This is a genomic window from Stieleria magnilauensis (genome assembly GCA_007753675.1).
GTDB classification, from domain to species: Bacteria; Planctomycetota; Planctomycetia; order Pirellulales; family Pirellulaceae; genus Stieleria; species Stieleria magnilauensis.
This window is the reverse complement of sequence record CP036432.1, coordinates 8,715,234-8,741,094: the sequence shown is the minus strand read 5'-3', so window position 1 is coordinate 8,741,094 and position 25,861 is coordinate 8,715,234. Positions and strand designations below refer to the sequence as shown.

Here is a 25,861-nt window from a genome sequence, read left to right as displayed (position 1 = left end):
ATCCGCAGCAGTTCGTTCCCGTCGGGCGAACGGTTTGGTCGGTCCGCCATTTGAATTTTTATTCTTTGCTCCACGCCGCACCACGAACGGTGCCGGGAGGTTTGAAATGCGTATTAATCAAATCATCGCAGCTGTCACACGTAGCCTGAATATCGCAGGTGTCCGTGAGATTTCGAGCGCCGATGTATTTGCACACGCACCAGACCTCCAGCTCTGTATGGCGTGTGTATCGCCCGGGATCGGGATGTATTCGGGGCCACAACGATTGCTGATGCAAGATCAGCCCCGTTGCGGCCATCCGAGTGCTCCGACATCCCACGCTTGGCTAGCCAGCGTCGTCCAGACGGCCGGGGGTAAACGGAAACGTTTACCACTCACCGTCCGGCTACTGGGACTAGCCGAACGTGGCTCGGCCGCTCTGCGACAGAGAGGCTGAGATTTGGAAGCCTGTCGAGGCAGGTCTCCCAATCCCACTGCGAATGCCAGGCCGATGGTCCTAGCCGAAACCGGCGTCAACGCGACGCAGGTTTCCCCCCAGGCACCTTCGGAGATGTGTTTAACGGTTTTGACCTGAAGCCCAGCGCTTTCAAGTCATCGCCCGTTCTCGATCGAAAAGCCGTTCGGCCCGTTTCGAGAATCAAGTGCATCGCTCCGATTTCGGACATCGAGACGTTTGGCAGTCGCGACTGATACATCCAAGTCGATCGCGTGAACGCGGCCTGTTGCCACAGACCCCCTCACAAGCTCGGCCTCGCCTTACCCCGACGATCAACCTGGCTTGATCACCCTGCCGCGTCACGGAGCGCTCCAGCACAGCGCAAAGAAACGACGCGGCGATCAAGCTGACACCCGAAGACGCTGATTTTCCCCGTGCGGAATCAATCCGCCACACCGGTCAGCTTTCGGAAGGAACCGAGCGATGAACATCAACACTGAAACCCTGTTTGATCTCCGAGAATTGACTGTCGCTGAACTGGTCGTTCGCGCCCAAGGCGGCGATCGCGATGCCTTTGGCGAATTGTTTGACCGATACCGATCCGCAATCGTCGCCGGTGCGATGAGCCGGGTTCGTAACGCGGACGAAGCCGACGAGTTGGCGCAAGACGTTTTCATCCAGGCGATGCAAAAGATCGACCAACTGCGAGTGCCCGAAGCATTCGGCGGTTGGTTGCGTCAGATCGTGCACCGAATGGCCATCAATCGCGTGACCCGCAATCGATCGGCCATCGCCTGCGATCCGGAAACCTTGGAAGCGACCTGCGTGTCCGAGGACGCTCCCGACGAGGTGGCCGAGCATCGTGAGCAAGCCGAAGCGGTTCGAAACAGCATCGACCGTCTCGGCGCATTGGATCAAGAAACGTTGACCGCGTTCTACTTGAACGGTCAAACGTTGATCGAGATGAGCGACGCGTTCCAAGCCCCGATCGGTACGATCAAGCGACGATTGCACGTCGCGCGAAAGCGACTGGCCAAGGAGATGGACTTGCTGGGGGCGGCCGTTTGAGCCGCCCTCGGCTGGGCCAGATTAAGTTGGCCCAGACTCGGCCGACTCGTTGATGACGCGTGCGGATGAGGTTCCCGACCTCGTTCGCACGCGTTTTTTTTCAGTCCAGTTCGCGTTGATTGAGTTCGTCGCGCAGTTTCGCGGCCAGCTCATATTGTTCTTGTTCCACCGCGGCGGTCAGTTTCTCGCGCAGTGTTTGGCCGACTTCATATTCGCTGCGTAGGGTTTCACGCAATTCGACCAGACGGACGACCAGTTCGTCTTCTTCGAAGTGCTCGTCGGCTTCGTGTTTTTCAAAGAACTGTCGGATCGTTTCCAGGCCGGCGTTGATCGCCATCACCGCGTCCTCGCCCGACTCCTCCTCTTCCAAGGCGCCCAGGGCGGCCGCTTGCGTGCGATGGAACAGCACGAACGGTCGATACTGCTCGTGCGATCGCGACCATTCCTCGTCGGGGCTGACCCGCTCGCTGACATCCATCAGCCGCAAGGTGTGATCGGCATCCATCACGGCGCGGTTGTAGTACTGCAACCGCAACCAGCAGATACGGCGATGGTAGAACTGCATGAACTCCCGATCGACCTCCATGCACTGATCTTCGTCCAGCTCCATCTCGGGGTCTTCCAAGACCGCTTCCTGCAGGTATTCCAGATAGGTCGGATGCCCCTCGACCACGGTGCCGTCAGGGCGGCCGGTCGTCTCGAGCTGCAGGACACCCATGTCCACTCGCATCTGGATCACATCGCGTCCGTCATTTCCTTTCACCATGCGGACATTCAACGTGTGCGGGTTGAATTCCCATTCCTTGAGTAGATCGTCTAGATGCATCGTTCGTTTCATCGGTCTCTTCTGAATCGGCAAGCTGTGCTTGGATGGATCAGCCAGGCCCGCCCTGCAATTGGAGTATAGCATCGGACTTGTCGCGGTCGAATGACCAGCCGTGTCAGGTCCAGCGCAGATAACTCTATCAGCGTCAGGGAAACAAGCCGACCAGGGCAGACGTCTCAATTCGCGACAAGCATTCCAGGATGAGTTACCCAAGCACGGTCGAAAATTGCCAGCAATGTCAATCTCGTCCCGTGGTGGTACAGAAAAGTTCGACTTTTTTCAGCGGATTTTCTAAAGTTCGCCGGCGTTTGGGATTGGTTGACGCGATTTAGGCTAGTGATTGGCACACGGTTTGTACTCTGTTTCCGCAAACGAATCGTTTCAGACTCCATAGATCAAGGAAGTAAGCTCATGTTGGTTCTCAGTCGCAAAGTCGGTGAAAAGTTGATGGTCGGCGATGACATTGTTCTGACCGTCAATCGGATCTCGGGAAACCGAGTCGCCATCGGCATCGAAGCGCCCCGGAATGTCCGAATCGTGCGAGGCGAGTTGCAAAAAAATCAAGTCGCCCCCTCGGGATCCACCCCAAACACGGCGTCGATGGGCGAAGCAGCGATCGCGGTCGCTAGCAAAGCAGAGGCGTGAGGGTGCCCGTTCCGATCGGGGCTTGCGGTGTCCGTCCCCGCATGGGTCATTGGCCCAGGTGGACGCCAAGTTTACTGACCGTGATTCGGCCGTCGAAACAATGCTGGACGTCACGTCCTTGTTCTCGCGGCCTGGCATGAAAATCCAACTCGAATCGAACACGTCCCCCCGGTTCGATCGTTCCCGTTCGATCGATGGGGCAACGATCGACTTCGCATTCGATGATGTCAGGTCGAAGGTCGGCGTCTGGAGCCACGGCGGGCAGATTCACGTTCCACAGCGGTGGCGGATTGCCACCGGCCGGGGCGTCGATCGCCGCACGAAAAAAGTCACCGATCGTCGGCTCGAGCCAAGTCGGCGTGTGGTCCCAGGTCCGAGGCACATCGGGCCGCCGATAGTGCGACGCCGCCAGTGCCGGAATCCCCAACAGACTCGCTTCACGGGCTGCGGCGAAGGTACCGCTGATCATCAAGTTCACACCTAGATTCGCTCCGGCATTGATTCCCGAAAACACGATGTCCGGTTGGAAATCCATCGCGTAGTGGGCCACGCGGATGCAATCGACGGGTGTCCCGTTGACGCTGTGCCAGTTCTCGCGAACCGTCGTGACCGTCAGCGGATGCGTGGTCACGATGCTGTGTCCGCACTCGCTACGGCAGCGGTCCGGCGCAACGGCAACGATTTCGACGTCTTCGTCGGGGCGATGCACCTGGATCGCATGACGGACGCTGTCATAGAGGGCATGGATTCCCGGCGCATCGATGCCGTCATCGTTGGTCAGTAAAATCTTCAGCATTTCGTCGCGATGATGGCGTCCAGTTCCTGTCGCAGCCGCGGCAGGATCTCGTCGTACCCGAATGCACCCAAGGCTTCGGTGCCACGTTTCAGGTTCACCTTGGCCGGGCCGCACCACAACCCGAGGTCGGCATCGTCGGTTTCGCCGGGGCCGTTCACGCGGCAGCCCATCACCGCGATCGTGATGTCGTGGTCCTTGGCGTACTCGGTCATTTCCTTGACGCTTTGGGCCAGATCGATAAACGCTTCGTTCTCCACGCGCGAGCAGCTCGGACAACTGATGATGTTCAACGCTTTTTCATTCAGCTTGACCACCGTTCGGACACGTCCGGCATAGATGTCTTCGATAATCTGACGCCCCGCCGCGATCTCTTCGGGCTTGCGATCGTTGGGAAGCGTCAATGAGACTCGCACGGTGTCCCCGATGCCCTGGCCGATCAACTGTTCGAACGCGATCCGTGTCTTGATGATTCCCTCCGGCGGCATCCCGGCTTCGGTGACGCCCAGGTGCAACGGGATCTCGGGCCGTTGTTGGGCGAAACGTCGATTGCCTTCGATGACCTGTTGCGGATCACTATCTTTGAGCGAGACGACGTAGCGGTGAAAGCCCAGCGAGTCGACGAAGTCACAGTGCTCCAAGGCGCTTTCGAGCATCGGCGTGATCGAGTCCGATGGATCGTACTTGGCTTTTTTGTCGGGGTCGACGCTGCCACAATTCACCCCGATCCGAATCGCGCAGTCGTGTTGTTGGGCTTGCTCGATGATGAACCGCACCTTGTCTTGCCAGGGCTTGTCGCGCTGATGGTGATAAAGGTGACCGGGGTTGTAGCGAATCTTGTCGACGTACGGCGCGACCTTTTCCGCCAGCCGAAAATTCTCTTGCAAGTCGACGGCCAGGTTGGCGGTGGTTTGCTTTCGAATCTCGGCCAGTGCGGCGGCATCTTTGTCGCTGTCGACCGCAATCCGGACCACGCCCGCACCCGCCTCGCGATAGGCTTCCGCCTGGGCAACGGTGGCGTCGATGTCTTGGGTCTTGGTCGCGGTCATGCTCTGCACCGCGATCGGATGGCCGTCGCCGACGACGACATTGCCGATCGCGACCGCCCGAGTTTGATTTCGCTGAATTGCCATAGAAACTGTGTGGGGGTGAATGGGGGGGCGGGGCGTTCCGCCTGCGCCTTCCGAATGGCCCGCCGGCAGACAAACCGCCGTCGCTGGCGGCCAGCAACCGGCCTCGCCAGTCGGTGATTCGGTCGTCGAGATTGTACGCCCAGGGGTACCGAGACGGGAACCGGCGAGCAGTGCAATCCAGGCGAGCAGTGCAATCCAATTGGCGCGATCCAATCGGCTGCCAACCGATGGACCTCACGGCACCCGTCTGGCCAAGCTGCTGATTGTATTCCAGCCCGGCCACCGCTGCCCACATCTGCCGCCCACACCGACCGGCATGGCATCGACGAGAACGGTGACGGCTTGGTGTGATGGGGACGCCGTGTCCAGCACCGAACGCAATTGGCGAGACGCGTCACTCCAGGCGGTTGGTCCAGCCTCCGCGAGTTTGAGAGAGTTGTTTCGTTGCTTCGGACGACGAAGAAGCGGGGGTAGGAAAATTTTGGAGGTAAGAAAATTGCCGACGATCAAGGATCGCAGCCGGAATTCATTTTCTTACCTCCGAAATCTTCTTGCCTTTTTCCAGCGGACGATTCGGGAATGAGTGGCAAAACAATAGGGGCAAAACAATTCCAGATAGTAATCGTCTTGCCCCGCATCGTTTTGCCCCCTGCTCGTTCTCGATTTTCACTCCATCGGACAAATCGACGCCCGAATTCAGAATCAGCACGCCGGCGCAGAGGTTGCATCGACCGAAGCGAGTCCGGCTGGAGGTCATCGCTGAGGAAACGCTCGCACCGTCTTGATCTCGTGTGGCCCATCGTGAGATCCGCAGACGCAGGACTTCCCCGTCACTCGCGTCGTGTGGACCGAGCGTGTTTTATCGGGATAGCAATAATTCGTACAACGCTTCGTAACGCTCGATCATCTGGCGGTTGGAGAAATAGTTTTCGACGTGTAGCTGATTGGCCTCGCCGATCTGGCGGCGCAACTCGGGGGAGCGAAAAAAGGCGTCAGCCAGACGTGTCAGGGCGGCACCGTCGCCGGCAGCGAACCCCTGAGATTGGCCGCGTCGGGTAGACGCGTCGCCGAGCAGTTCGATGCTGCCTTCGACTCGGCTGCAGACGGTCACGCAACCGGCGGCCATCGCTTCCAGGACGATGTTCGGCATGCCCTCGTAATGGCTCGGCAGCAACAGCATCGTGGCGGCTTTCAGGAACGGCGCGACATCGTTTTGCCAGGGCAGGATTTTGACACGATCCTGGCCCACTTCATCGGCCCAGCGCGACAACGGTTCTCGCAGCGGGCCGTCGCCGATCATCACCAGTCGCCGGTTACTGTGATCAGCAAACAGTTCGTGGAACTGCTGTTGAATCAACTCGATCCCTTTCTGGGGATGCAGTCGACCGATGAAGACCGCGACTTGGCTTTCGCTCGGCCAACCGATTTGGGACCAGTCCAACGCCACGGCGTCTCGATAGGTTGGCGCGTCGACGCCGTTGGGGATGACCGAACACGATTGAGGGTTAGCGGACAGCTGCTCGATCGCGAAGGAACGAACCTGTTCGCTGACGCAGACGAGGTGACTCATGCGGCGGATCGCTTTCGATTCCAGGATCAACCGCACGCGTTTGGCTTCGGCGACGCGAAGCCCGCCGACGACGTGTCGTACGCCGGCGCGTTTGGCTGCGAGGGTTCCCAAGCAGTTGGCATGGAAGAGGAAGGTTTGGCAAACATCCGGTGGGTCCGCGTGGATTCGGCGGGCCAGCCAGCGGGTTGCCGAGATCATCCGGCTCCAATGATCAAAGCCACCGAATTCAACCGTCACGTGTTCGTTGGCCAAGCGGTCGACCAGACGGTGTCGGTCAGCCGACGGCGCCGAACCGATCGAGAGCACGCGGACGCGGTGGCCCCGCCGTTGCATCCCGAGGGCTAATTCGGTTAACGCTTTCTCGGCGCCTCCGACGTTCAATTCGGTGATTAAAAAATCAACTCTCATGGGATGGGATACGAAGTGGAATCGGTCTTGGTTTTTCCGTTAGATTGCATGTAAGGTCCCTGCAATCGTCTCAATCACCCGATGGAGCGAAACTTGATTGACGGGATCGTCAAATCAAACCCAATTCCATCGGATCGATGGGCGAAGTTGTTGGCAGTGCCTCACTGTTCGATTCCGCTCGCAACTTCAGGGCGAGCAAGTAGCTATAGGTAAAGAGATGATCACTCCGTCTAGCTGGTCTGTCCCGCCAAGCTTAACGATCGAGTCCGTTCACGGGCTGAAAGAAACGTTGGTCGTGGGTCCCAGCGGCATTTGGCCATCGACATCATCGGCGGTTTCCCGAGATGGCTCGCGTGGCCAAACGGGAAACGTCGGCGATCCGGCAGGCGATGCTTCACGCCCGAACGGCCCCGGCGACCGCCAGGGCCCCGGCCGAGAAAGCTGAATTTCGCTGAGTGGCTGTTGGTGACTCCCCTGGTGGGCGGCTTTGTGTCGTCCGTCACTGCTGAATCTTCAGGACCACACCGGTCAAACGCTTCGGCCCGATCCCGCCACGTGACGGCCAGCCGATTTAGGCCCAATACCGCTAGGTTGCGTCTCGTTTCCTCGGGTTTGCGCCCTGTCGGTTCGCGCCAAACGGCTGGTCATCGTTTGATCATCAGCCGGTTCGCGCCAGCGTGCGGACCTCTCCATTCTGCTTCACTTGGCGGTATTTGCTTACGCGTCCGCACCTGACGAGATGGCTTGGGACGCTCCACGCCTGCAAATCGGCGACTGCTTTGTAACGGCGACGTAATAAATGGTGCGAATTGTCTTTCCAGCGGCGTGGCACGAGCGATCCTAAACCGTTAACCTATCACGGGTTTGGGGTTTCCCTGCCGAGAGGTCTCCGATTTGACGGCTTGGCAAAATTTGCCATGCTTTTCGCTACAGACTAGCCGAAAACATCGGGTGGGGCGGTGCGTTCGAAGCGATCAGGTGTCGCTGCTGGCCGGCCAACCATACCACCTGGCGTTCGTCGCCCAAGAGCAATTGTTGATGAGCACCGCTACGCCGCACCAGCAAGATTTAAAAGACAAGTCCGATTCCGAGCACAAACGGTCGCGTGTGCCGCACGCGGCTAAGCTTTATCACAACCTTGTTCCCGCCTACCAAGCATTTTGGCCGGCCGTCGCGGGCAAGAATATTCGTGCCGAGGTCGGCGCGTTGCAGCTGGCCAAAGATACCAAGGTTCTCGAGGTCGGCGTCGGCACCGGGCTCTCATTGGCAAGCTATCCCACACACATTCGATTGACGGGCATTGATCTGTCCGAATCGATGTTGGCCGAAGCCCAGACATTGATCGACAGAAAGGGTTGGGACCACATCTCGGTTCAACCGATGAATGCCGAAGAGTTGGAATTCGAAGACGACCAATTTGACGTGGTGACTTCGTTTCACACCGTCAGTGTCGTGTCCAATCCCGCCAAGATGATGCGTGAGCTGGTCCGCGTTTGTCGTCCCGGCGGGCAGATTTTGATCATCAATCACTTTCGCAGCGATAATCCTATCATCGCCCGCGTGGTCGATTCGGCCGGCAACGTCACCAAACGACTCGGTTGGCGAACGGATCTGGAACTGGAAGAAGTCTTGCGTGAGTTGCCCATCCGCATCGACCAACGCTACAAACCCAACCCGTTTTCATTCTTCACCATCATGAAAGCGACCGCCAAGCCGGATCGGGTTTAGGGTCGGCTGCGAGCGCGTAGGGCATGCTGTGCATGCCATCGGTCGCTTGAGCTGTCACGCACAGCGTGACCTACACGGCTTGAGCTGTCACGCACAGCGTGACCTACCTGGATATCACGCACAGCGTGACCTACTCGCGTTTGTTGAGGTGGTCGGCGTAGACCTTGGCGACGTCACCCATGTAGTTTCGCGGCGCGTCGGTTGCGGCGAGTTTGAGGTGTTGTTTGGCCGTCGTGTCGTCGCCCATGGCGTCTGCGTAGAGCCCCAGGTAGAAATGCCCATAGAACTTGGCCGACTTTTCCGCCGACGTGCCGGGCGTGAAGGAATTCATGCGTTGTTTGACCGGTTCGGGGTCACCGGTGCGAAGCATTTCTAAGACCTCGGCCATCGGAGCCCTGGAATCGTTCGGCGCGGGCAACAGCAGTTGTTTTGCCTTTTCGGGGGATTCGTTTTTGGCGATGCACAGAAAATGCCACGCCGCGTTTTCGACGTCATTGGGATTCACCTCACGGTGGACTTCAAACAGCTCGGCGCCTTCTTTGAATTTGCCGTCGAAGTAAAACGCGATCCCCAGTTGCCACAAGTACGGTCGATCGTTGGGGCGTTTGGCCAAGTAGCCCTGGAACATCTCGATCGCGCGTTTCGGTTCACCGCAGCGAAGGAAGGTGTCACCGGCGACGCGTCGAAACTCATCGCTCGCCGGCGACTTGGCGAGTTTGTTGGCCGCCTTTAACGCCGCCGGGTAGTCTTGTCGCTCGAGCGCCTGACGTGCTTCGCCGGCCCATCGCAAGTTGTCTTCGATCGTTTGGCCTGCCTGGTTCGATTGAGCTGCCTGATTTGTTTGAGCTAAGCAGAAGGTCATCATGCAGAGCGAAACGCAGGCCAGGGTGGTGGTTCGAAGTGGAGTCATGATTGTTTTGGGGGCTACTTCGCGACCACTTCGAGTAGTTCGATGGCGGGTTCACCGTCGCAGTAGATCAGTGCGGTTCGTCCGTAAACGGTTTCGCCTTCTTTGGCGTTGAGCAAGCCTGCCAGGGCCGGTCCGGCCTGGATCTCCCACAACTCGCACAGTTGGACTTCACGCAGCACGTTGTGTTCGATCAGGACCCGCCCCAGCGGTGTCTGTCGTGCTTCGATGCGTTCCCAGACTTTCGGGTCGAGTGCGGCGACGTTCAGACGAACGATTCCATACTGAACGACCTTGCCGGTCACCTGAGTCTTGAGCGTGATTTCGCGGACGTACCAATCGCCATGGTCGTCGGCGTGGCGGTGGTGTCGATGGACGACGACGTCGACCTTTTCGCCGTAGTGTGATTCGACGGTCACGGTCATGTGCGAATGGTGGTTGATCAATTCGTCGTAGGGTGATGGCACCCGCAGCGTCGAATTGCATCGCCCCCACTGGGAGAACCCTGTTTCCGGCTCGTAGAACTCCGCCAATAGCGTTTCGATTTTTACGTCGGCATCGTCTTTGGAAAGCCCTACAACCATGTTTCCGCTCGGGGAATTCTTGAGTGTTGAAAGTGGTGATTCATGAACCCATCGATTCAGACCGCGGATGCGGCGACGCCCAGTGCGACCACATTGGGAGTCTTGATTTCGGGGCGTTCGAGCACGGTGTCGACCAAGAAGTACAGCAGCCGACGCAAGGCATCCGGTTCCAATGTATCGGCGACCTGTTCGGCGCGTTGCTGATGTTTGTCGACCAGGCGAAATGCGGTTTCGAACACGCCCGCTTTTTCGTACAGCCGACGCACGGCGGTCAGTCGCTCGCCGTCGCTCAACGGACAATCGGCGTGGGCAAGTTCCAGCAGCTGTTGTTGATCGTTTTCGTCCAGCGATTCCAGAGCCAGTGCCCACAACAAGGTCGGTCTGCCGCCGAAGATGTCACCGCCGGCGGAGAGTTTGTTGTCGTCGTCGCCGGCGAAGTCGCCGAGGTCGTTGAGGATTTGGAAGGCGACGCCCAGGTTGCGGCTGAACGTTCGGATGGCTTCACGGTACTGCTCCGCTTTTCCTTCGCTGTCATCGCCACAGCCCAGTCGAACGCCGCTGAACAGCGCGGCCTCGAACGCCGGAGAGGTTTTGAGCGAATAGATTTTCAACGCATCCAGCGGCGTCAATCGGCGGTCGGTGCCGTCGCGCCAGAGCAGTTCGGCGCCTTGGCCTTCGCCGAGTCGCATATGGGCTGCGGCAAGGCAATCCATCACATCGATTTGGGCCATCGCATCGATGGGGGTCTGGGCGTTGTTGCCGCACATTGCGGCCCGGTCGCTGAGCAGGCGATATCCCATGCCGACCAGGAAGTCGCCGACGTTGATCGCGGTGGGCACTCCGAACACCTTGTGCAGGGAGGGCTGTCCGTAGCGATAGGCGTCATCGTCTTCGATGTCGTCGTGGACCAGGCTCGCTTTGTGGAAGGTCTCGATGCTGAGTGCGGCTCGGCGGACGGCGTTGGGGAGTTTGGAGATTGCACGCGCCGCATCGCTGCCGGTGCACTCGCCGCCCGTCATTGCATCGTAGGCGGCCAAGGTGATGAAGGGCCGTGAATGCTTGCCGCCACGAGCCAGGAAGTCGTAGGCGATGTGTTCGGTGGCTTCGATCGCGTCCATCGCCGCAACACTCTCGGTACTCAGATCGCCCGTTCCGAACGGTGTTTTGCCACGCAGTCGCGGTGCAATCTCGTCGAGCGTCTCGGGCGCGAATAGATCACCGGCCGCACGCATCAGGTGGACGTAGCTGCGTGTCTCTTGTTTGGCCGGCGTGTAAGGCGTGCGAATCATCTGGTCGACCCACGCTTCATCGACCTTGGTGTTGCGGCAATCGCTGCTCAACAACGGGACGGCCATGCAAGGGATTCCTGCCAGCAAGACCTTGTCGATCGCTTTTTCCAAGACGTTCAAACAGGCCACGCCGACCACCGCGTCGACGTATCCGCCGACGATGATCTTCATCACCACCGGAGAGCCCTCGGCGACCAGCACGCGGTAACCCATTTCTTCAGCCAGCCCGCGGAAATCGGCGATGCTGCAGGCCCCGCACTCTTTGCAGTTCATGCCGAACTCGTCGTATTCCGCCGGACAGCCCTCGGCGTGTTTCAGGCAATGGGGCAGCAGGAACAATCGTCGTTCCGGCGGCACCCCTTCCAGGGCATGGCGCCAAAACGAGGTGCTGATCATCACCATCACCCAGCCGACCAGGGATTCGGGGAGATCCGCTTCTTCGAGTGTCCGCCGGGCGACCTGTTCCAATTCATCTTTGGTCATTGGAACGCTGCGGTCCAGCCGGTCGGCGACCTCCTCGCAACGGGCGCGCAGACTCTCCCGCAACTCAAGCGTTTCGGGGACCTCTTTCAGATGACTCGTCTTCCGTCGCTTGCTGCGTGAGACGGTCCCCGCGTCCGATGACGCAGGGTCCGATGAGGCTTGGGTGACGGTTTGGCTGGCAGGGGTATCGGTGGGGCTGAATCCGGTCGACAAACCGATTACCTCGGGCAAGAAATGGTGCGGAAATCTAAGGTGGGTTCACTGTAGCCTGAGACCGGAAAACCGGTCGTCATCGAGGCCAATTCGGGTCGTGTTCTTCGTTGAACGCACGGAGAAATTTCCCCAGTGCGGCGGCAGTGAAAATCAGCGGATACAAGCGTTCATGGTACCAGAGCTTGGCAAAGTAAAATCCAATCGGCCAAGCCACTTGATGTCGCCGATCCTCGACACTCTGCATCAAGAATTCGACCCCGCGTAGTATAGCCGCCAGCACGGCATCGTTCACAGCGGCGGAGCAGACTGCGGCAGAACATTCTGGTCGTAGTTCTGTTAACCCGGCATTTGCCCGATCGGATCGCGGATTCGACAGCGCAGGGCCAGATTGCGGCATTCCGGATTGCGGCGCAGCGAACTCGGTTTGATCGCGAGTTCGTAGAATGACCGTCGCCAGGGCTTCGACCGCCAACGCCGTTTCTTCCACGCTGCTGTGCAAATCGTCGGGGATTAATGGTGCAATCGAGGCGTACTCGGGATCGGAGTCGATCAGTCCGCGGATTTTTGTCGCCACCGACGGCCCCCCACCCCAGCCACCGTCCGGGTTCTGGGCATGAAGGAGATAGTCGCATGCTGCCGCTTCTGGGCGGGTGCCGATTCCACCTGCAATCAAGACCTTCGCCGTTCCATAGACGGGGTTGGATTCGTCGTCGCGGTCTTGGTTGCCGAACCAGAGCGGCATCCAGGAGCCGTCGGGCTGTTGCTGACGGTTCAGAAATCGAATCGCCTTTCGCTCTGGACGCTGGAAATCCGCTTGGCTCGGTCCCGCCCCCCGAGATGCTTCCGGGCGACAGGGAATCGATTTCAAAGCCCGCATGGCGTGCGCGGTCAGGTCGGTGCTACTGCGATCAAAGGGCAGTTTTCCCCAGCCTCGGCAGAACGTCGGCCAGCCGCCGTTTCGGTTTTGCAGCCGGATCAGCCAACGGCCGCCGCGGATCATCGCCTCGTGCATCTGGTGCCGTCGACTTTCATCGGCGTGGGGCTGCATCAGTCCCAGGGCCAGGATGGCCGCCGGCGTGTCGTCGCTGTCCGGAACCGCCCCGCTCAAATCCGTCCATCCCCAGCCGCCCGGTTCGGCACCGGTAAATGGATGTCGCGTCAAATGCTGGCAACCCAGGTGCCAATCGGCCAGACGCTCGCTGTACCAGCGGCCATCGTCGTCCGGATCGCATGCCAACGCGTGAATCGACAGCGACGTCGCCCATGTCGCAAGGTTGGTGTCGATCGGCCAGCATCCACCGTCGAGCATCGATTCCTTTAAAAAACGCAGCCCGTTGCGGACGACCGGCAAGTCGCATCGTCCCGTCGCAGCCAGACTCATCACGACGAACGCGGTCAGCGGAGTCGCTTCGAGATAGCCTCCGCTGGCGGGCTGCATTTTCTCCAGCACCGAAAGGGTGCGTCGAACGCTCAGGGACCGAATCAGGCGAATCGGTGCGAAGGCGCGGCGGCCGAGAAAGTGACGGGCTTGCCCGATCGCGACCAGTGCGGGAATCGCGTAACTGACCACCGGCATCTGCAGAAAGCGATACATCGATTGCGGAAACACGGCCGCTTCGAACGGTAGGGCGGCGACGTCGTCCCAGGAGATCAGCCCGGCGATGGCCATGTTGTTCATGATCGGCACCACGAACGTTTTGTCCTTGCCGTACCGCCGGCGAAGTCCGTCCAGTCCTTCCGAGCGGTCGATGTATTGCTGCAGTTTGTCGATCGCGGTCGACGGCAGCGGTTGCTGGCCGACTTTTTCCGCCAATGTCGACGCCGACAGCACCAAGTAGCTGGTCGCGATGTTCGAGTGGCTGCGGTCGGTGTCGCCGAATCCGCCATCGCCGTTCTGTTGGCCGCTCAGGTACTCCATCCCCTGCCCGATCAGCGATCGCAGCAACTCTTGCTGTTGTGGCTGCGATGAATCACCGTGCTGGGAATCGCTGTGCTGGGAATCGCTGTGTTGTAGGACCGCCGCCATCGCGCTGACGGCCGTCGCGGTGCTCAGGGCGCTGGCGGCCAGTTGCCCGGTCCAGTGCCCGGCATCGTTTTGGGCCTGCAACAATTCGCGGCGAACTCGGTCAAGCGTTTCTCTGCATTTCTGTCGCGTCGCATCGCTTGCGGTGGGGGAGGGAGACAGCGTAGTCAAATCGATTCGGACTCAAAAAGTGTCAGGGGGGAAGGCGTTCGAACGAGCGACGGCAGCAGACGTGCGGTGGCCGCCGTCTGGCGACACCACCGCGACGCGAAAGCAGGTAGGGATGTTGCGCGGTGACTGTCCCCCCGGTTCAGTATATCCAGCCAGCCATCGCGTCGTCGGCGACCATTGATCGGTTATTTCTTAACTGGTACGCTCGGTTCCAGCAGGCAAGGATTTGTACGCACGCGAAACCCGACCGACCAGACCGACCCCACCCCAGCAAACACGTGATCGCTCCCAATCTCGCCTCCGAATTACCCGACGAACAGCGAATCGTCATCACCGGAATCGGCTTGACCGCTCCCAACGGAAATGATTGGGATGCGTTTCGCGAAGCGCTGTTGGAAAAACGCAGCGGCGTCAAGCCTTACGAAATCCGCTATTTTGGCAAGACGCTGGCGGGGATCTGTGATTTCGAAACGACCCGCTACCAAACCAAGAAAGATCTCCGTCGCGGGACACGCGCCGGCAGCGTCGGCGTCTATGCCGCCAACGAGGCGATCAAGCATGCCGGAATCGACTGGGAAAACACCGACAAGTCGCGGGTCGGCATCTACGTCGGCGTCACCGAGCACGGGAACGTGGAAACCGAGAACGAGATCTATGTGATCAAGGGATTCGACTATGACACCAGTTGTTGGTCGCACCATCACAATCCGCGAACGGTTGCCAACAACCCGGCCGGTGAGATCGCCTTGAATTTAAAGGTCACCGGTCCGCACTACACGATCGGGGCGGCGTGCGCCGCTGGAAACGCGGGGATCATCCAAGGTGCCCAGATGTTGCGGTTGGGCGAATGTGATTTGGCGATCGCCGGCGGCACCAGCGAGAGCATTCACACGTTCGGGATTTTTGCCAGTTTCAACAGCCAGAACGCGTTGGCCAGCCACGAAGACCCCGCCAAAGCCTCGCGGCCGTTTGATGTCGACCGCAGCGGCATCGTGGTGGCCGAGGGCGGCTGTTTGTACACGCTCGAACGGCTCAGCGACGCGAAAAAACGTGGCGCGGAGATTTACGGCGAATTGGTCGGCTATGCGATGAACACCGACGCGACCGATTTCGTCTTGCCCAACCCGGAACGACAGGCCCAGTGCGTCCAGATGGCGCTCGATCGAGCCGGATTGCAGCCCGATCAGATCGACATCGTCAGCACCCACGCGACCGGGACCTCCAGCGGCGACGCTCAGGAATGCTCCGCACTGCGATCGGTCTTCGGTGACTGTGAGAACGTCCGGATCAACAACACCAAGAGCTACATCGGTCATGCGATGGGCGCCGCCGGGGCGTTGGAGTTGGCCGGCAATCTGGCCTCGTTCCGTGATTCTGCGGTCCACCCGACGATCAATGTCGATACGCTCGACGAAGACTGTCGGCTGCCGGGGCTGGTGCTTAACGAAGTCCAGGAAGCTCGTAAGGTCGATTACATCCTGAACAATTCGTTCGGCATGCTCGGCATCAACTCGGTCGTGATCATCGGCCGAATCTAGCCGTCGCGTGTTGGCCCGTTGGCCCGCGGCTAACCGCTGATCGTCAATTGATGTCAGCCGGTTCGCGCCAGCGGCTGGGCTGCTCCTCACCGATTGAATCGACAGAACGCTCGCGGCCTGTCGATTTAGTTCCTGGGGACGGTTGATTCGATTTTGGTTCCGGACGAGGCTTTTATGGTGCTATGCGGGGCATCCAGAGTCGTTGGTAAGCGTGTTGACGGGATCGTGGCGTTCGCTTGTGGCGGATTTCGTTCGAAATGCCCCCTATCTCCCCTAGTTTGCTGTTCCGAGCGATTGTGTCGCCGCGGCGGCGCGCAGCTTCGCCAAGTAACTCATGATTTTCTTCAGATTGAATCCGGTCGCCGCCCAGCGCCATTCTTGATTCACACCTGCGATACCTCGAAGCAGGAATCGCCGCATATCAAGCGTGCTCTTGATCACGGCGAAAGGCGTTTCACCGAAATGCTGACGACGAGAGTAAGCCTCTTTGGCTGCAGGCGTTTCCATTCGCGCACGCTGCCGACGTCGCGCTCCTTCATGCTCATCATGCATCGTCTCGCGACCACGTGGCGGGCCAGGCTTGCGACCACGTCGCTTGCCCGCTCGCTTGTCCGACGAGGTCGCTTCGCTGGACTCCTGGGACGATGCCTCGCTGCTGCTTGCCTCGTCTTTTGGCTTCACGTTCTTGCGACAACGCCCAGCCAGCGTGCAGCCCTCGCATTCAAAACAGGTGTAAACCTTTCGCTGCACCGGAGAGCCGTCGCCATGCGTCGTGTTCTCGGTCGTCCGATGTGAAAGCACTTTGCCTGCCGGGCAGTAATAGCAGTCGTTCGCTTCGTCGTACACAAACGCTGCTTTGTCAAATCGTTTGGTTTGTGGATTAACCGGCAACTGATCAATCTGATCGGCGGCAACGGGCTCAGTCAAATCCGAACGCTCGGCAGGGTTGTTCTCGCGATTGGTTTCGGCAAGCGGGCCAATCAGTTCGATCTGTTTTTCCTCAGCCGCAGTGAGGTTTTTGCCCGTCGTGTAAGCCGAGTCAGCCATGACTCGCTTAATGTCAATTCCAAAGTCGTTGGCCACACAGTCGACGATGGTGGCAAATTCGTGGTGTTCGACGTTGCCGATCAAGACGTCCGCCGCAACGATCAGGCCGCTCTGCGTTTCGGTCGTCGCCATCGGAGTAAAGTTGGCTGCGTAACCACCCTCCTTATTGGGAAGAATGCGACTGTCCGTGTCAGTCTTGGGTAACTGGGCGGGGCCCTTCGTCCCATTTTTCCTGCGGACTTCGTCCATCGCATTGACCGTCTCCAGATGAGCGGCCAGTTGTGAGCGGCGTGACTTCAAGTTGGCGACGGCGGCGGGGAGGCGGTCCGCCGAAACGTCCTGGCCGATGAGATCTTCGTCGCATGCGTCGTTGACTTCGAAGGTTTCCAGGGCCTCATCAATTTGCGCGTCAAGTTCTTCGAGTGCTTTGGCTAATCGTTTGGCCGTCCAAGTCTTGTATTTGTTGGCGTCAGCCAGGATGCGTGTGCCGTCGATGCACAGTTCCGAGAGATTGGCGATCCCCAGGTTGATCGCCAGCTTGACCATTTGTTTGAAGATGCCTTTGACTGCATCACTATTGTTTCGGCGGAAGTCGCTGATCGTGCTGTGATCGATGCGGCGACCGCTGCTAAGCCAGATAAAATCGATCGAATGCTTGAGTTCGTATTCAATGTTCCGGCTGGATCGGATTCGCCGAATCATGGCAAACAGCAGGATCTTTGCCATTACGCTGGGATGGATCGGCGGCTGACCGAATCCGCCGTTGTAGGCCGCCTCCCAATCAGTCCAGTCCATCTGATCGAGAATCTCGTCGACCAAGCGAACGGGATGATCCTGAGGGATGAGTTCCTCCAGGGCGGTGGGAATGAGGACCAGTTGCCCGCGTGGTGTAGGAGCTTCCTGCCAATAGCTGGTCTTGGGTTGTCTCTGGCTCACTGGGCAAGCCTCCCTGCGTGAGAAGTGAATCGCGACGACGATCCGCCAAGAATAGCAAACATCGTGACGATGCCTACTAAGCCACCTCCCCTCGTTTTGTGGATACACTAAACCGACAGGCCGCGAGCCGTCCGGTGCCGGCGTAGGTAGACCGGAGGGCTCGCGCCCTGCCGCTATCAAACAACAACCCCGATTGGTTTGAAAGAAGGTGGTATTGGGCGTTAGCGAGGGGCCACGCGTCGCCCCTCGCTTACGCGTCGGGCTACTTAATGGCGTTGAATTGATGGAGATCGACCTGACTCTCAGGCGATTTCGACGCAGTTGCAAACTTGCCCGAGCACACCGGCTTGGCGGATCGCCGGTACCAGAGCTTGCTTGAGTGCCACCGACGGCAGGTGACCGCGAAGCACGATGCGGGACCCCTCCATCGAAATCTTGAGGTCTGCCAGGTGATTGCAGAGCTCGTGGTGGGCACACAGGACCGAGTCGATTCGCTGAATCAGGTTGGTGATTCGCGAATCAGAAAATTGTGTAGTAGCCATCGGGCTATCTCCCAAGCGGCAGAAGGGGGTTTCAGCTAAGGGAACAAGCGAACTTCGGCCGCAGAAGTGACAAACAAAAATGTAAATTTTGCTGGGACGCAGAAATATCAGGCGGCAACACCTACGTCGACCCGAATCGGAGTCAAGTTTTCGGATTCAGTCAAAACGCGTAATGTTGCGCCATCTACCGCAATCGTCTCTTAACGCTAATCAGACGCTCGAAAAAACGTTTTGTTTTCTGAAATTTTTCCAAAATCTCATACCTTTCAGGCCGGTTGATCGCTCTCCCCGGATCCCCCCCGCCGATCTGTTCGGCTATCAATGGGGCGCCGTCAACAACGGCGAGCACGATTCACTGTAGCGCGACGAGGAGTAGCAAACATGGCTGTCGAGATTCACGGGGTGTACACCGGCCAGCTCGGATGCACCGCCACCCACGGTCCGAGCGGCAAAACATTGACCACCGATGCGCCGTTGGACAACGGCGGCAAGGGCGAATCGTTCTCTCCCACCGATCTGGTCGCCACCGCCCTGGGAAGCTGTGTGTTGACCATCTTGGGACTCGTCGCCGAACGTCACGAATTGGACCTCACCGGGGCAGAGGTCACGGTGACCAAAGAGATGATCCAGCAGCCGGTGCGACGCATCGGGGGTCTACGGACGGTCGTGACGCTGCCGGCCGGCTCGGTCAACGACGCCGCGATGCGAACCCGACTGGAGACGGCCGCGCGGAAATGCCCGGTCCACCAAAGCATTCATCCCGACATCGACGCACCGATCGAGTTCATTTACCGCTAGTGCTCCGTTTCACCTTGCATTTCGGGTAGGCGGTAGTGGACGAGGCGACGAGTCCTCTGCCAATATGCCCACTGCAGAGGAAGAGGAGAAAAGGACTCGTCGCCTCGTCCACGACCTGGATAATTGGGCTGAGACGGAAGAGTAGAGTAGCAATCGATCCAGATCTGAGGGTTGCCTTTTCCGCGGCACCCTCAATCCAAAAGTTGACAAAGCACTAGAGGTAGCGGACCTTGCCGGTACCGAAGGTGATCCGTCCGATCGGTGTGGCCGCGATCCCCAGCTCGTTCAGCTGGGATTGGATGCTGGCGGCATAAAAATCGCTGACGATCATGGCCATGCCGATGCCCATGTTGAACACCCGTCGCATCTCGGCATCGGCCACCTTGCCGGTTTCCTGCAGAAAGCGGAACACTGCCGGGCGTTCCCAAGACGTGGGATCGATCTCGGCGTCGACGCCGGGGGGCAGGATGCGGTCCAGATTCTCTTCAATACCGCCCCCGGTGATGTGGGCCAAGCCGTGGATGACTTGTTTGACGCGATAGTGATTTTGGATCGCGCGGACGGCGGCGACGTAGATCTGAGTCGGCGTCAGGCATTCTTGGGCGATCGTCTTGCCGCCCAGGGCGTCGGGGGTGGAGTCCCAGGTCAGGCCGGCATCGGCGATGATTTTTCGGACCAGCGAAAAGCCATTGCTGTGCAGCCCGCTGGACGCGATGCCCAGCACGACGTCGCCCTCTCCGATTTGTTTGCCGTCGATCAGGCGTTTTCGCTCGACGACTCCGACGGCAAAGCCGGCCAAGTCGTAGTCCTCATCGCCATACATGTCGGGCATGATCGCGGTTTCGCCGCCCAGCAGGGCCATGTCGCCGGCGACACAGCCGTCGCTGATGCCTTGAACGATCTTTTCCAGCCGCGCCGGGTCGTCTTTGCCCATCGCGACATAATCGAGAAAGAACAGCGGTTCGGCGCCGGTGCAGAGCAGGTCATTGACGCACATCGCCACCAGATCGATCCCGACGGTGTGGTGGATGCCGGTGGTCTGGGCGATCTTCAGCTTGGTCCCGACGCCGTCGGTGCCGCTGACCAGAACGGGTTGTTCGTAATTGCGGGCGAACAGTTTTCCGGCGAAATCGAGTTGAAACAGCCCGGCAAACCCTCCATCGCTGGCCAGCACGCGCGGCGAAAAAGTGCGGTGCATCAGTTTGGGTAAACGCCGCATTGATTCGGCGTACACGTCGAGGTCGACGCCGGCGTCCTTATAAGTCGCAGCCATGGAGGGGGGTCAGCAGTCAAGATTGAAGTGGAAGTCTGGTCAGCAAAAGCCAGTTTGACATCCTCGCCCCGGCTCTGGTAGCCGTCTGGCAATCAGAACGCCATTATCCGTGGTGTAGTGCGCTGCGATGATCCGCCCACTCCTGCGGGCGGCCGTCAACCGTCATTGAGGCCGCCAAATACGCCGAAAAACGGTAAACTGTGCCGGTTGACTAAGAGATGTCGGGTTCCAAACCCGGCTGATAGTCCCGACCGTCACCGTTTCACCAACTGTTTCCTGAGGTTTCTTCGGCAATCCATCGCTAGGCGTCATCGCGTGATCGACTGCCTGCCTGTTTTCCAATCTCCTCCCCGAGGGTTTCTGATCTCCGGTCGGTAGGTGGTAGGGTTTCTGGCAAGCATTGTGCAGGCACGTGATGCAGGCGCATTGGAGATGACACATGGTGTGTCACCCCACAGACGCGTTTAGAAAGGATTGCAGGAGACACTCACAACATGCTTATGCGACAACCGACCGGAAACCTTCAGTTCACCTACCAACCGCCGTTCGGTGCAACGTTGCAGGAGAACGGCGTCCAGTTTTCGGTTTTCAGCCGCTCGGCAACCGCAATGCGTTTGCTGCTGTACAACAAAGTCACCGACCAGGAGCCGGCCGACATCATCGAGTTTGATCGCGAGACCGATCGCTGGGGTGATGTGTGGAGTCTGAACGTCAAGGGGCTCGAAGCGGGCCAGCTGTACCATTACCAAGCCAGCGGACCGTGGGATCCGGCCAAGGGGCAACGATTCGATTCGGCCGCCCGTTTGATCGATCCCTATGCCCAAGCGCTCGCAGGAACGTTTGGAAAAAGCACCGACGGCGTCGTTCGCCCGCCCAAGTGCGTCGTCGTCAAGGACGACTTTGATTGGGAAGGCGACCGACACCTGCGCCGCGAGCTGAGCGAATCGGTGATCTACGAGATGCACGTTCGTGGATTCACCAAAAGCCGCACCGCAAAAATCAAATGCCCGGGGACCTACCTCGGTGTGATCGAAAAGATTCCTTATCTGCAGTCGCTCGGTGTGACCGCCGTCGAATTGATGCCGGTCAACGAATTCCCGATCTTGGATATCTACGGCAACCCGCCGCAACGCCCCAATTACTGGGGTTATGACCCGATGGCGTTTTTCTCTCCGCACCGCGGATACGCCCACGACAAACGGCCCGGCGCCCAGGTCAACGAATTCAAACAGATGGTCAAGGCGCTGCACGCGGCCGGGATCGAGGTGATTTTGGATGTCGTGTTCAACCACACCTGCGAAGGCAACGAGCAAGGCCCCACGTTGTCGTTCAAGGGACTGGAAAACCAGGTCTATTACATCCTCAGCGAAGGCACGCACTACACCAACTACAGCGGCTGTGGAAACACACTCAACGGCAACCACCCGGTCGTCCGCGAAATGATTTTCCACTGCTTGCGGCATTGGGTGCACAACTATCACGTCGACGGTTTTCGATTCGACTTGGCCAGCATTTTGTCACGCGACCGCAGCGGCAACCTGGTCCCCAACCCGCCGATGGTGGAATTGATCGCCGAAGACCCGTTGTTGGCCGACACCAAGATCATCGCCGAAGCCTGGGATGCGGCCGGTGCGTACCAGGTCGGTTCGTTCGGCAATCACCGCTGGGCCGAATGGAACGGCCGCTACCGCGACGACGTGCGCGGTTTTTGGCGTGGCGATGGCGGAACGTTGGGCGCGTTGGCGACCCGCTTGGCCGGCAGCAGCGACTTGTACGAGCATGCCGGACGGCCGCCGTTTTGCAGCATCAACTTCATCACCAGCCACGACGGTTTCACGCTCAACGACCTGGTCAGCTACAAAGAAAAGCACAACGCAGCCAACGGCGAAGACAATCGCGACGGCGACAACCACAACATCAGCGACAACTACGGGGTAGAAGGCCCGACGCGTCGAAAAGGCGTCAACACCATTCGGGCGCGACAAGTCCGCAACATGTTCGCCACGCTGCTGTTGTCGCAAGGGGTTCCGATGATCGTCAGTGGTGACGAAGTCCGACGCACCGCCCGCGGCAACAACAACGCCTACTGCCAAGACAACGACCTGAGTTGGTTCGATTGGCGATTGGTCGAGAAAAACAAGGATCTGCTGCGATTCGTCCAGACGCTGATTCATTTCCGACGCCAACAACCGACTGTCCGACGGATCCATTTCCTGACCGGCCAACCTGTCGATGGCCGGCTGATCCGCGACGTCTCGTGGTACGCCGATGACGGCAGCCCCTTGGACTGGGGACAACACCATCTGAGCATGGTGGCCTACATCGCCGCCCCGAGTCGCTCGGAAGATCCCGCCGGACTCGGCCGCGACCTGGTGATGATGTTCAACAGCACCGGGGACGAGCGGACCCAGCAATTGCCGGCGATCGGACGTGGTATGAAGTGGAACCTGTTCCTGGACACCGCCGCGGATTCCCCCAGAGACATTTATCCCGAGTTGGATGGACCGATGCCGCCCAGCAACCGGGCCGTCGAAATGCCATGCCATTCGCTGAAAGTCTTCGTCAGCGGAAAAGTCTCCGCCAAGCGACGAAAATAGTGGCCTCTCGCTCGACGTCACTGAGATTTGTTACACTCTGGATAGCCCGATCTCGGCATCGTTTGCCGGCTCGGGTTTTTCCATTTGGATCGATTCGGAACGGCGATGCTTCTATCGAGCGACGAGATTCACCGGCGGCTGAAAAATGACGAAATCAAAATCGAACCGTTTGATGCCGCTCGGCTGAACCCGAACGGGTACAACCTGGCGTTGCACGACGAGTTGTTGGTGTACGAGGAAATCGTGCTCGACGTCGCGACCCCCAATCGCTATCGCCGGTTGGAAATCCCTGCCGAAGGGCTGACGCTGCAACCGAACGTCTTGTATCTCGGCCGAACCGTCGAATACACCGAAACGCGAGGTCTGGTGCCGCTGATCCAGGGCCGCAGTTCACTGGGCCGGCTGGGGTTGTTCATCAATCCCGGCGGGTCGATCGGGGACGTGGGTTATTGTGGCACCTGGACCTTGGAGATGTACTGCGTGCAACCGGTCCGGATCGTCCCGGGAATGCAGATCTGCCAAATCTACTATCAGCAGCTCAGCGGTGACGGTGCCGCGTATTGCAGCGACAAGTACCAGCACAGCCGCGACATTCAGCCCAGTTTGATGTACCGTGAGTTCGGCGGAGCCGTCGACGAAACTCAGTTGGAACTCAACTTCGGTGACTCACCCGGCCGTTGATCGCATGCCAGTTCAGAATGACAAACTCCCGTTTCGCTCCCCGAACGAGAAAGGCCGCTACCGCCGCGCCTGGAAAGAAAGCCACGGAAACCTGTTGCTCTCGTTCGCCGGCGTCATCTTCTTGATCGGGTTGGCGATGATTTGGGCCAGCCCGCCAGACACGTCCGAGTTTGACGTCGATCTGGGCACCGTGGCCAATACCGATCAGGCCCAATCGCTGCCGCCCAACGTGATCCTGATTCGCGTCGTGACCAGCCAGCTCGATTCCCCAGGCCCGATTCGGATCGCGGTTTACGATTCGGCGGAGAATTTCGGCAATCCCGATCGGGCGATCATCAAGGACTCCCTGGTTCCGATCGATGGATTTGTGGTCTGGGAAATCCAACTCGGCATCTTGCCGGAACAATTCGCGATCGCGGCCTACCATGATTTGGACGACAACGGCGAACTGAACCGGGCCTTGTTCAACGCCCCGGTGGAACCCTACGGTTTTTCCAACAACGCGCGCAGCCTGGTCGGGCCGCCGACCTACGAGCAAACCATCATGGAACGCCCGAGCGAGTCGACGGCGATCGAAATCCGCGTGTACTGATTCATGCATTGGATCCGTCCGCTTCTGTTGACGTTGCAGCTGATGGCGTTCAGCGTTCTGGTCGCCGCGGGGATCGGGATCACGCTGGCGTTCTTGATTTCGTTGGTCCCACGCCATCGTCGCATCGGCCGGGCGGTCGTCGGGTATTGTCTGATCAGCCTGGTCGCCTGCATCGCCACCCCGATGATTCTGCATGCGGCCGCGTGGGAGGCGACGGCGGGTAAATTCGGCTGGCTGACGTTTTCTCAAACCGCCTCGCGCACCTACACCGGGCTGGCCGGCCGATACGGCGGACTGGTCGCCTGCGTTTGGATCCACGGACTGTTGGGGTCCGCCTTGGTGTCGCTGGCGACCTGGTTCGGCACCTCGCGGATCCCAGCCCAAGTGATCGATCAAAGTCGACTCGATGGCGGACCGATCTGGACCTGGTGGCGGATCCGATTGCCGATCGCCGCCCCCTGGGTCGTGACGGGATTGCTGGCGACGGCGATTCTGGCCGCCACCGAAATGACGGTCGTCGACTTGTATGGCGTGCGGACCCTCGCCGACGAGTTCTATCTGTTTCATGCCGTGCAACCGTCGATCACGTCCATCATGATCGTCCTGGTGCTGCCCTGTGTGCTCGCGATCGGGATCATCGCCACCGTCGCGGTTTCCCGCCGACGCCGATTGGACGTGCAACTGCTGGAACAAAACCGCTCTGCCGGCGACGCGGCCGAACCGCTGGGAATGATCGCCCACCTGGCCGCATCGGCCGCGGTGATGCTGGCGACGATGATGTTCGCGTTTCCGCTGGGCGGTCTACTGGTCAAGATCGGTCATCAGATCACCGTGTCAGCGGATCCCGAGCCGACGTTCTCGGTCGGCTGGTCCCTGCGGCAGGCAATCGGATTGCTGGCCTCGGCGCCCCAAGAGTTTTCCCGGGAATACCTTTGGACCGCGGTCCTGGCCGCGCTGACCGCTGCGGTGTGCGTCCCGCTGGCTTGGGTGCTCGCGTCGATCACGCGGCAACGCCCCCGACTTCGCCGAGCCGTCGACCTGGTTTCACTGCTGCTGTTTCTGATTCCCGGTCCGGTCGTCGGCCTGACGGTGGTGCGGTTTTTCACTCTGTCCCTACCGGGTCTGCAAACCCTCTACCACCAAACGTTGCTGCCGACCGTGGTCGCCCTATCAGTCCGCGCCGTGCCGGTCGCGTACTGGATCCTGCGAGCGGGATATGCGGGGATCGATCGATCGATCCTGGACAGTGCGAAACTCGATCTGGCCTGGATCGGCCGCGTTTGGTGGATCGAACGCCCCCTTTTGGCCAAACCGTTGGCGATTGCGGCGGTCGCCGCGGCGGTGATGGCCAGCGGAGATGTGCCGGCGACGCTCCCCGTCCTGCCACCAGGTGTCGTCACCGTGGGCACGCGATTATTCGCTTTACTGCACAGCGGTGCACGCAATCAGGAAGCCGCATTGGCGTTCTGGTATGTCTGTTCGATCATCGTTCTGGCGATCGTTTGCTCGAGACGTTGGAAGCGTTCTGCGTGATAACGTACACTGGAACAGACTGAGATGGCCCCTTCCCACGTGCCCCC

The 25,861-nt window shown here is 59.4% G+C and carries 20 protein-coding genes; 9 read left to right on the top strand and 11 right to left on the bottom strand.

Annotated elements, in window-relative coordinates; translation table 11 throughout:
* Positions 1–919: 919 nt before the first annotated feature.
* The gene (locus tag TBK1r_RS31415) at positions 920–1,504 is read left to right on the top strand and encodes an RNA polymerase sigma factor (RefSeq protein WP_145219325.1); all 585 of its coding nucleotides are present in this window, start codon (positions 920–922) and stop codon (positions 1,502–1,504) included.
* A gap of 100 nt (positions 1,505–1,604) precedes the next feature.
* On the opposite strand, the gene TBK1r_RS31410 is transcribed toward TBK1r_RS31415, so the two are convergent.
* Positions 1,605–2,342, bottom strand: a complete 738-nt coding sequence (locus TBK1r_RS31410) for a UvrB/UvrC motif-containing protein (protein ID WP_095741262.1) — start codon at positions 2,340–2,342, stop codon at positions 1,605–1,607.
* Positions 2,343–2,741: 399 nt separating this feature from the next.
* On the opposite strand from TBK1r_RS31410, the gene TBK1r_RS31405 reads away from it, so the two are divergent.
* On the top strand, positions 2,742–2,975 hold the full coding sequence (locus tag TBK1r_RS31405; protein WP_145219323.1) for a carbon storage regulator: 234 nt from the start codon (positions 2,742–2,744) through the stop codon (positions 2,973–2,975).
* A gap of 46 nt (positions 2,976–3,021) precedes the next feature.
* On the opposite strand, the gene surE is transcribed toward TBK1r_RS31405, so the two are convergent.
* The 3 genes from surE to TBK1r_RS31390 form a co-directional block, all read right to left on the bottom strand.
* Entirely contained in the window at positions 3,022–3,771 is a 750-nt protein-coding gene (gene surE / locus TBK1r_RS31400) for a 5'/3'-nucleotidase SurE (protein ID WP_145219320.1), read from the bottom strand.
* Positions 3,765–4,901, bottom strand: coding sequence for a (E)-4-hydroxy-3-methylbut-2-enyl-diphosphate synthase (ispG, locus tag TBK1r_RS31395; RefSeq protein WP_145219318.1), 1,137 nt, complete (start codon positions 4,899–4,901; stop codon positions 3,765–3,767). Before ispG ends, surE begins: the two co-directional genes overlap by 7 nt.
* 859 nt (positions 4,902–5,760) lie before the next feature.
* Positions 5,761–6,879 carry a glycosyltransferase gene (locus tag TBK1r_RS31390; RefSeq protein ID WP_145219315.1) on the bottom strand — a complete coding sequence of 373 codons (1,119 nt, stop codon included), beginning with the start codon at positions 6,877–6,879 and terminating at the stop codon, positions 5,761–5,763.
* Between the two features lie 1,038 nt (positions 6,880–7,917).
* Here TBK1r_RS31390 and TBK1r_RS31385 point away from each other — a divergent pair.
* A complete protein-coding gene (locus TBK1r_RS31385; protein ID WP_145219313.1) occupies positions 7,918–8,607 on the top strand; it encodes a class I SAM-dependent methyltransferase in 690 nt (229 codons plus the stop codon).
* A 130-nt stretch (positions 8,608–8,737) separates the two neighbouring features.
* Here TBK1r_RS31385 and TBK1r_RS31380 read toward each other — a convergent pair whose 3' ends face one another.
* The 4 genes from TBK1r_RS31380 to TBK1r_RS31365 are packed head-to-tail and all read right to left on the bottom strand — an operon-like array spanning position 8,738 to position 14,277.
* Positions 8,738–9,517, bottom strand: coding sequence for a tetratricopeptide repeat protein (locus TBK1r_RS31380; RefSeq protein ID WP_145219311.1), 780 nt, complete (start codon positions 9,515–9,517; stop codon positions 8,738–8,740).
* Between the two features lie 14 nt (positions 9,518–9,531).
* On the bottom strand, positions 9,532–10,098 hold the full coding sequence (locus TBK1r_RS31375; protein ID WP_145219309.1) for a hypothetical protein: 567 nt from the start codon (positions 10,096–10,098) through the stop codon (positions 9,532–9,534).
* 56 nt (positions 10,099–10,154) lie between these two features.
* A complete protein-coding gene (locus TBK1r_RS31370; protein ID WP_145219307.1) occupies positions 10,155–12,101 on the bottom strand; it encodes a polyprenyl synthetase family protein in 1,947 nt (648 codons plus the stop codon).
* A 58-nt stretch (positions 12,102–12,159) separates the two neighbouring features.
* A complete protein-coding gene (locus tag TBK1r_RS31365) occupies positions 12,160–14,277 on the bottom strand; it encodes a prenyltransferase/squalene oxidase repeat-containing protein (protein WP_419580582.1) in 2,118 nt (705 codons plus the stop codon).
* Positions 14,278–14,555: 278 nt separating this feature from the next.
* Here TBK1r_RS31365 and TBK1r_RS31360 point away from each other — a divergent pair, with 278 nt between their 5' ends.
* Positions 14,556–15,815, top strand: coding sequence for a beta-ketoacyl-[acyl-carrier-protein] synthase family protein (locus TBK1r_RS31360; RefSeq protein WP_145219305.1), 1,260 nt, complete (start codon positions 14,556–14,558; stop codon positions 15,813–15,815).
* Between the two features lie 273 nt (positions 15,816–16,088).
* Here the strand turns inward: TBK1r_RS31360 and TBK1r_RS31355 are convergent, their stop codons facing one another.
* Positions 16,089–17,798: an IS1182 family transposase gene (locus TBK1r_RS31355; RefSeq protein ID WP_419580133.1), complete on the bottom strand. Its 1,710-nt coding sequence runs from the start codon at positions 17,796–17,798 to the stop codon at positions 16,089–16,091.
* A gap of 302 nt (positions 17,799–18,100) precedes the next feature.
* Positions 18,101–18,340 carry a hypothetical protein gene (locus TBK1r_RS39265; RefSeq protein WP_419580581.1) on the bottom strand — a complete coding sequence of 80 codons (240 nt, stop codon included), beginning with the start codon at positions 18,338–18,340 and terminating at the stop codon, positions 18,101–18,103.
* Positions 18,341–18,721: 381 nt separating this feature from the next.
* On the opposite strand from TBK1r_RS39265, the gene TBK1r_RS31350 reads away from it, so the two are divergent.
* Positions 18,722–19,138, top strand: a complete 417-nt coding sequence (locus tag TBK1r_RS31350) for an OsmC family protein (protein WP_145219300.1) — start codon at positions 18,722–18,724, stop codon at positions 19,136–19,138.
* Positions 19,139–19,352: 214 nt separating this feature from the next.
* Here TBK1r_RS31350 and purM read toward each other — a convergent pair whose 3' ends face one another.
* Positions 19,353–20,411, bottom strand: a complete 1,059-nt coding sequence (gene purM, locus TBK1r_RS31345; protein ID WP_145219298.1) for a phosphoribosylformylglycinamidine cyclo-ligase — start codon at positions 20,409–20,411, stop codon at positions 19,353–19,355.
* Between the two features lie 494 nt (positions 20,412–20,905).
* On the opposite strand from purM, the gene glgX reads away from it, so the two are divergent.
* The 4 genes from glgX to TBK1r_RS31325 all read left to right on the top strand — a co-directional run bounded on the left by glgX (position 20,906) and on the right by TBK1r_RS31325 (position 25,814).
* Complete coding sequence (glgX, locus tag TBK1r_RS31340; RefSeq protein ID WP_145219296.1) at positions 20,906–23,008, top strand: glycogen debranching protein GlgX; 2,103 nt, start codon at positions 20,906–20,908, stop codon at positions 23,006–23,008.
* 105 nt (positions 23,009–23,113) lie between these two features.
* The gene (gene dcd, locus TBK1r_RS31335) at positions 23,114–23,689 is read left to right on the top strand and encodes a dCTP deaminase (RefSeq protein ID WP_145219294.1); all 576 of its coding nucleotides are present in this window, start codon (positions 23,114–23,116) and stop codon (positions 23,687–23,689) included.
* A 4-nt stretch (positions 23,690–23,693) separates the two neighbouring features.
* A complete protein-coding gene (locus TBK1r_RS31330) occupies positions 23,694–24,281 on the top strand; it encodes a DUF2141 domain-containing protein (protein ID WP_145219292.1) in 588 nt (195 codons plus the stop codon).
* 3 nt (positions 24,282–24,284) lie between these two features.
* Complete coding sequence (locus tag TBK1r_RS31325) at positions 24,285–25,814, top strand: ABC transporter permease (RefSeq protein WP_145219290.1); 1,530 nt, start codon at positions 24,285–24,287, stop codon at positions 25,812–25,814.
* The last annotated feature ends 47 nt before the right edge of the window (positions 25,815–25,861 follow it).

Coding starts and splice junctions, on each gene's coding strand:
- surE (WP_145219320.1), bottom strand. CDS start 3,771: ATGCTGAAGATTTTACTGACCAACGATGACGGCATCGATGCGCCGGGA.
- TBK1r_RS39265 (WP_419580581.1), bottom strand. CDS start 18,340: ATGGCTACTACACAATTTTCTGATTCGCGAATCACCAACCTGATTCAG.
- TBK1r_RS31380 (WP_145219311.1), bottom strand. CDS start 9,517: ATGACTCCACTTCGAACCACCACCCTGGCCTGCGTTTCGCTCTGCATG.
- TBK1r_RS31385 (WP_145219313.1), top strand. CDS start 7,918: ATGAGCACCGCTACGCCGCACCAGCAAGATTTAAAAGACAAGTCCGAT.
- glgX (WP_145219296.1), top strand. CDS start 20,906: ATGCTTATGCGACAACCGACCGGAAACCTTCAGTTCACCTACCAACCG.
- TBK1r_RS31350 (WP_145219300.1), top strand. CDS start 18,722: ATGGCTGTCGAGATTCACGGGGTGTACACCGGCCAGCTCGGATGCACC.
- ispG (WP_145219318.1), bottom strand. CDS start 4,901: ATGGCAATTCAGCGAAATCAAACTCGGGCGGTCGCGATCGGCAATGTC.
- TBK1r_RS31330 (WP_145219292.1), top strand. CDS start 23,694: ATGCCAGTTCAGAATGACAAACTCCCGTTTCGCTCCCCGAACGAGAAA.
- dcd (WP_145219294.1), top strand. CDS start 23,114: ATGCTTCTATCGAGCGACGAGATTCACCGGCGGCTGAAAAATGACGAA.
- TBK1r_RS31410 (WP_095741262.1), bottom strand. CDS start 2,342: ATGAAACGAACGATGCATCTAGACGATCTACTCAAGGAATGGGAATTC.
- TBK1r_RS31325 (WP_145219290.1), top strand. CDS start 24,285: ATGCATTGGATCCGTCCGCTTCTGTTGACGTTGCAGCTGATGGCGTTC.
- purM (WP_145219298.1), bottom strand. CDS start 20,411: ATGGCTGCGACTTATAAGGACGCCGGCGTCGACCTCGACGTGTACGCC.
- TBK1r_RS31390 (WP_145219315.1), bottom strand. CDS start 6,879: ATGAGAGTTGATTTTTTAATCACCGAATTGAACGTCGGAGGCGCCGAG.
- TBK1r_RS31405 (WP_145219323.1), top strand. CDS start 2,742: ATGTTGGTTCTCAGTCGCAAAGTCGGTGAAAAGTTGATGGTCGGCGAT.
- TBK1r_RS31415 (WP_145219325.1), top strand. CDS start 920: ATGAACATCAACACTGAAACCCTGTTTGATCTCCGAGAATTGACTGTC.
- TBK1r_RS31375 (WP_145219309.1), bottom strand. CDS start 10,098: ATGGTTGTAGGGCTTTCCAAAGACGATGCCGACGTAAAAATCGAAACG.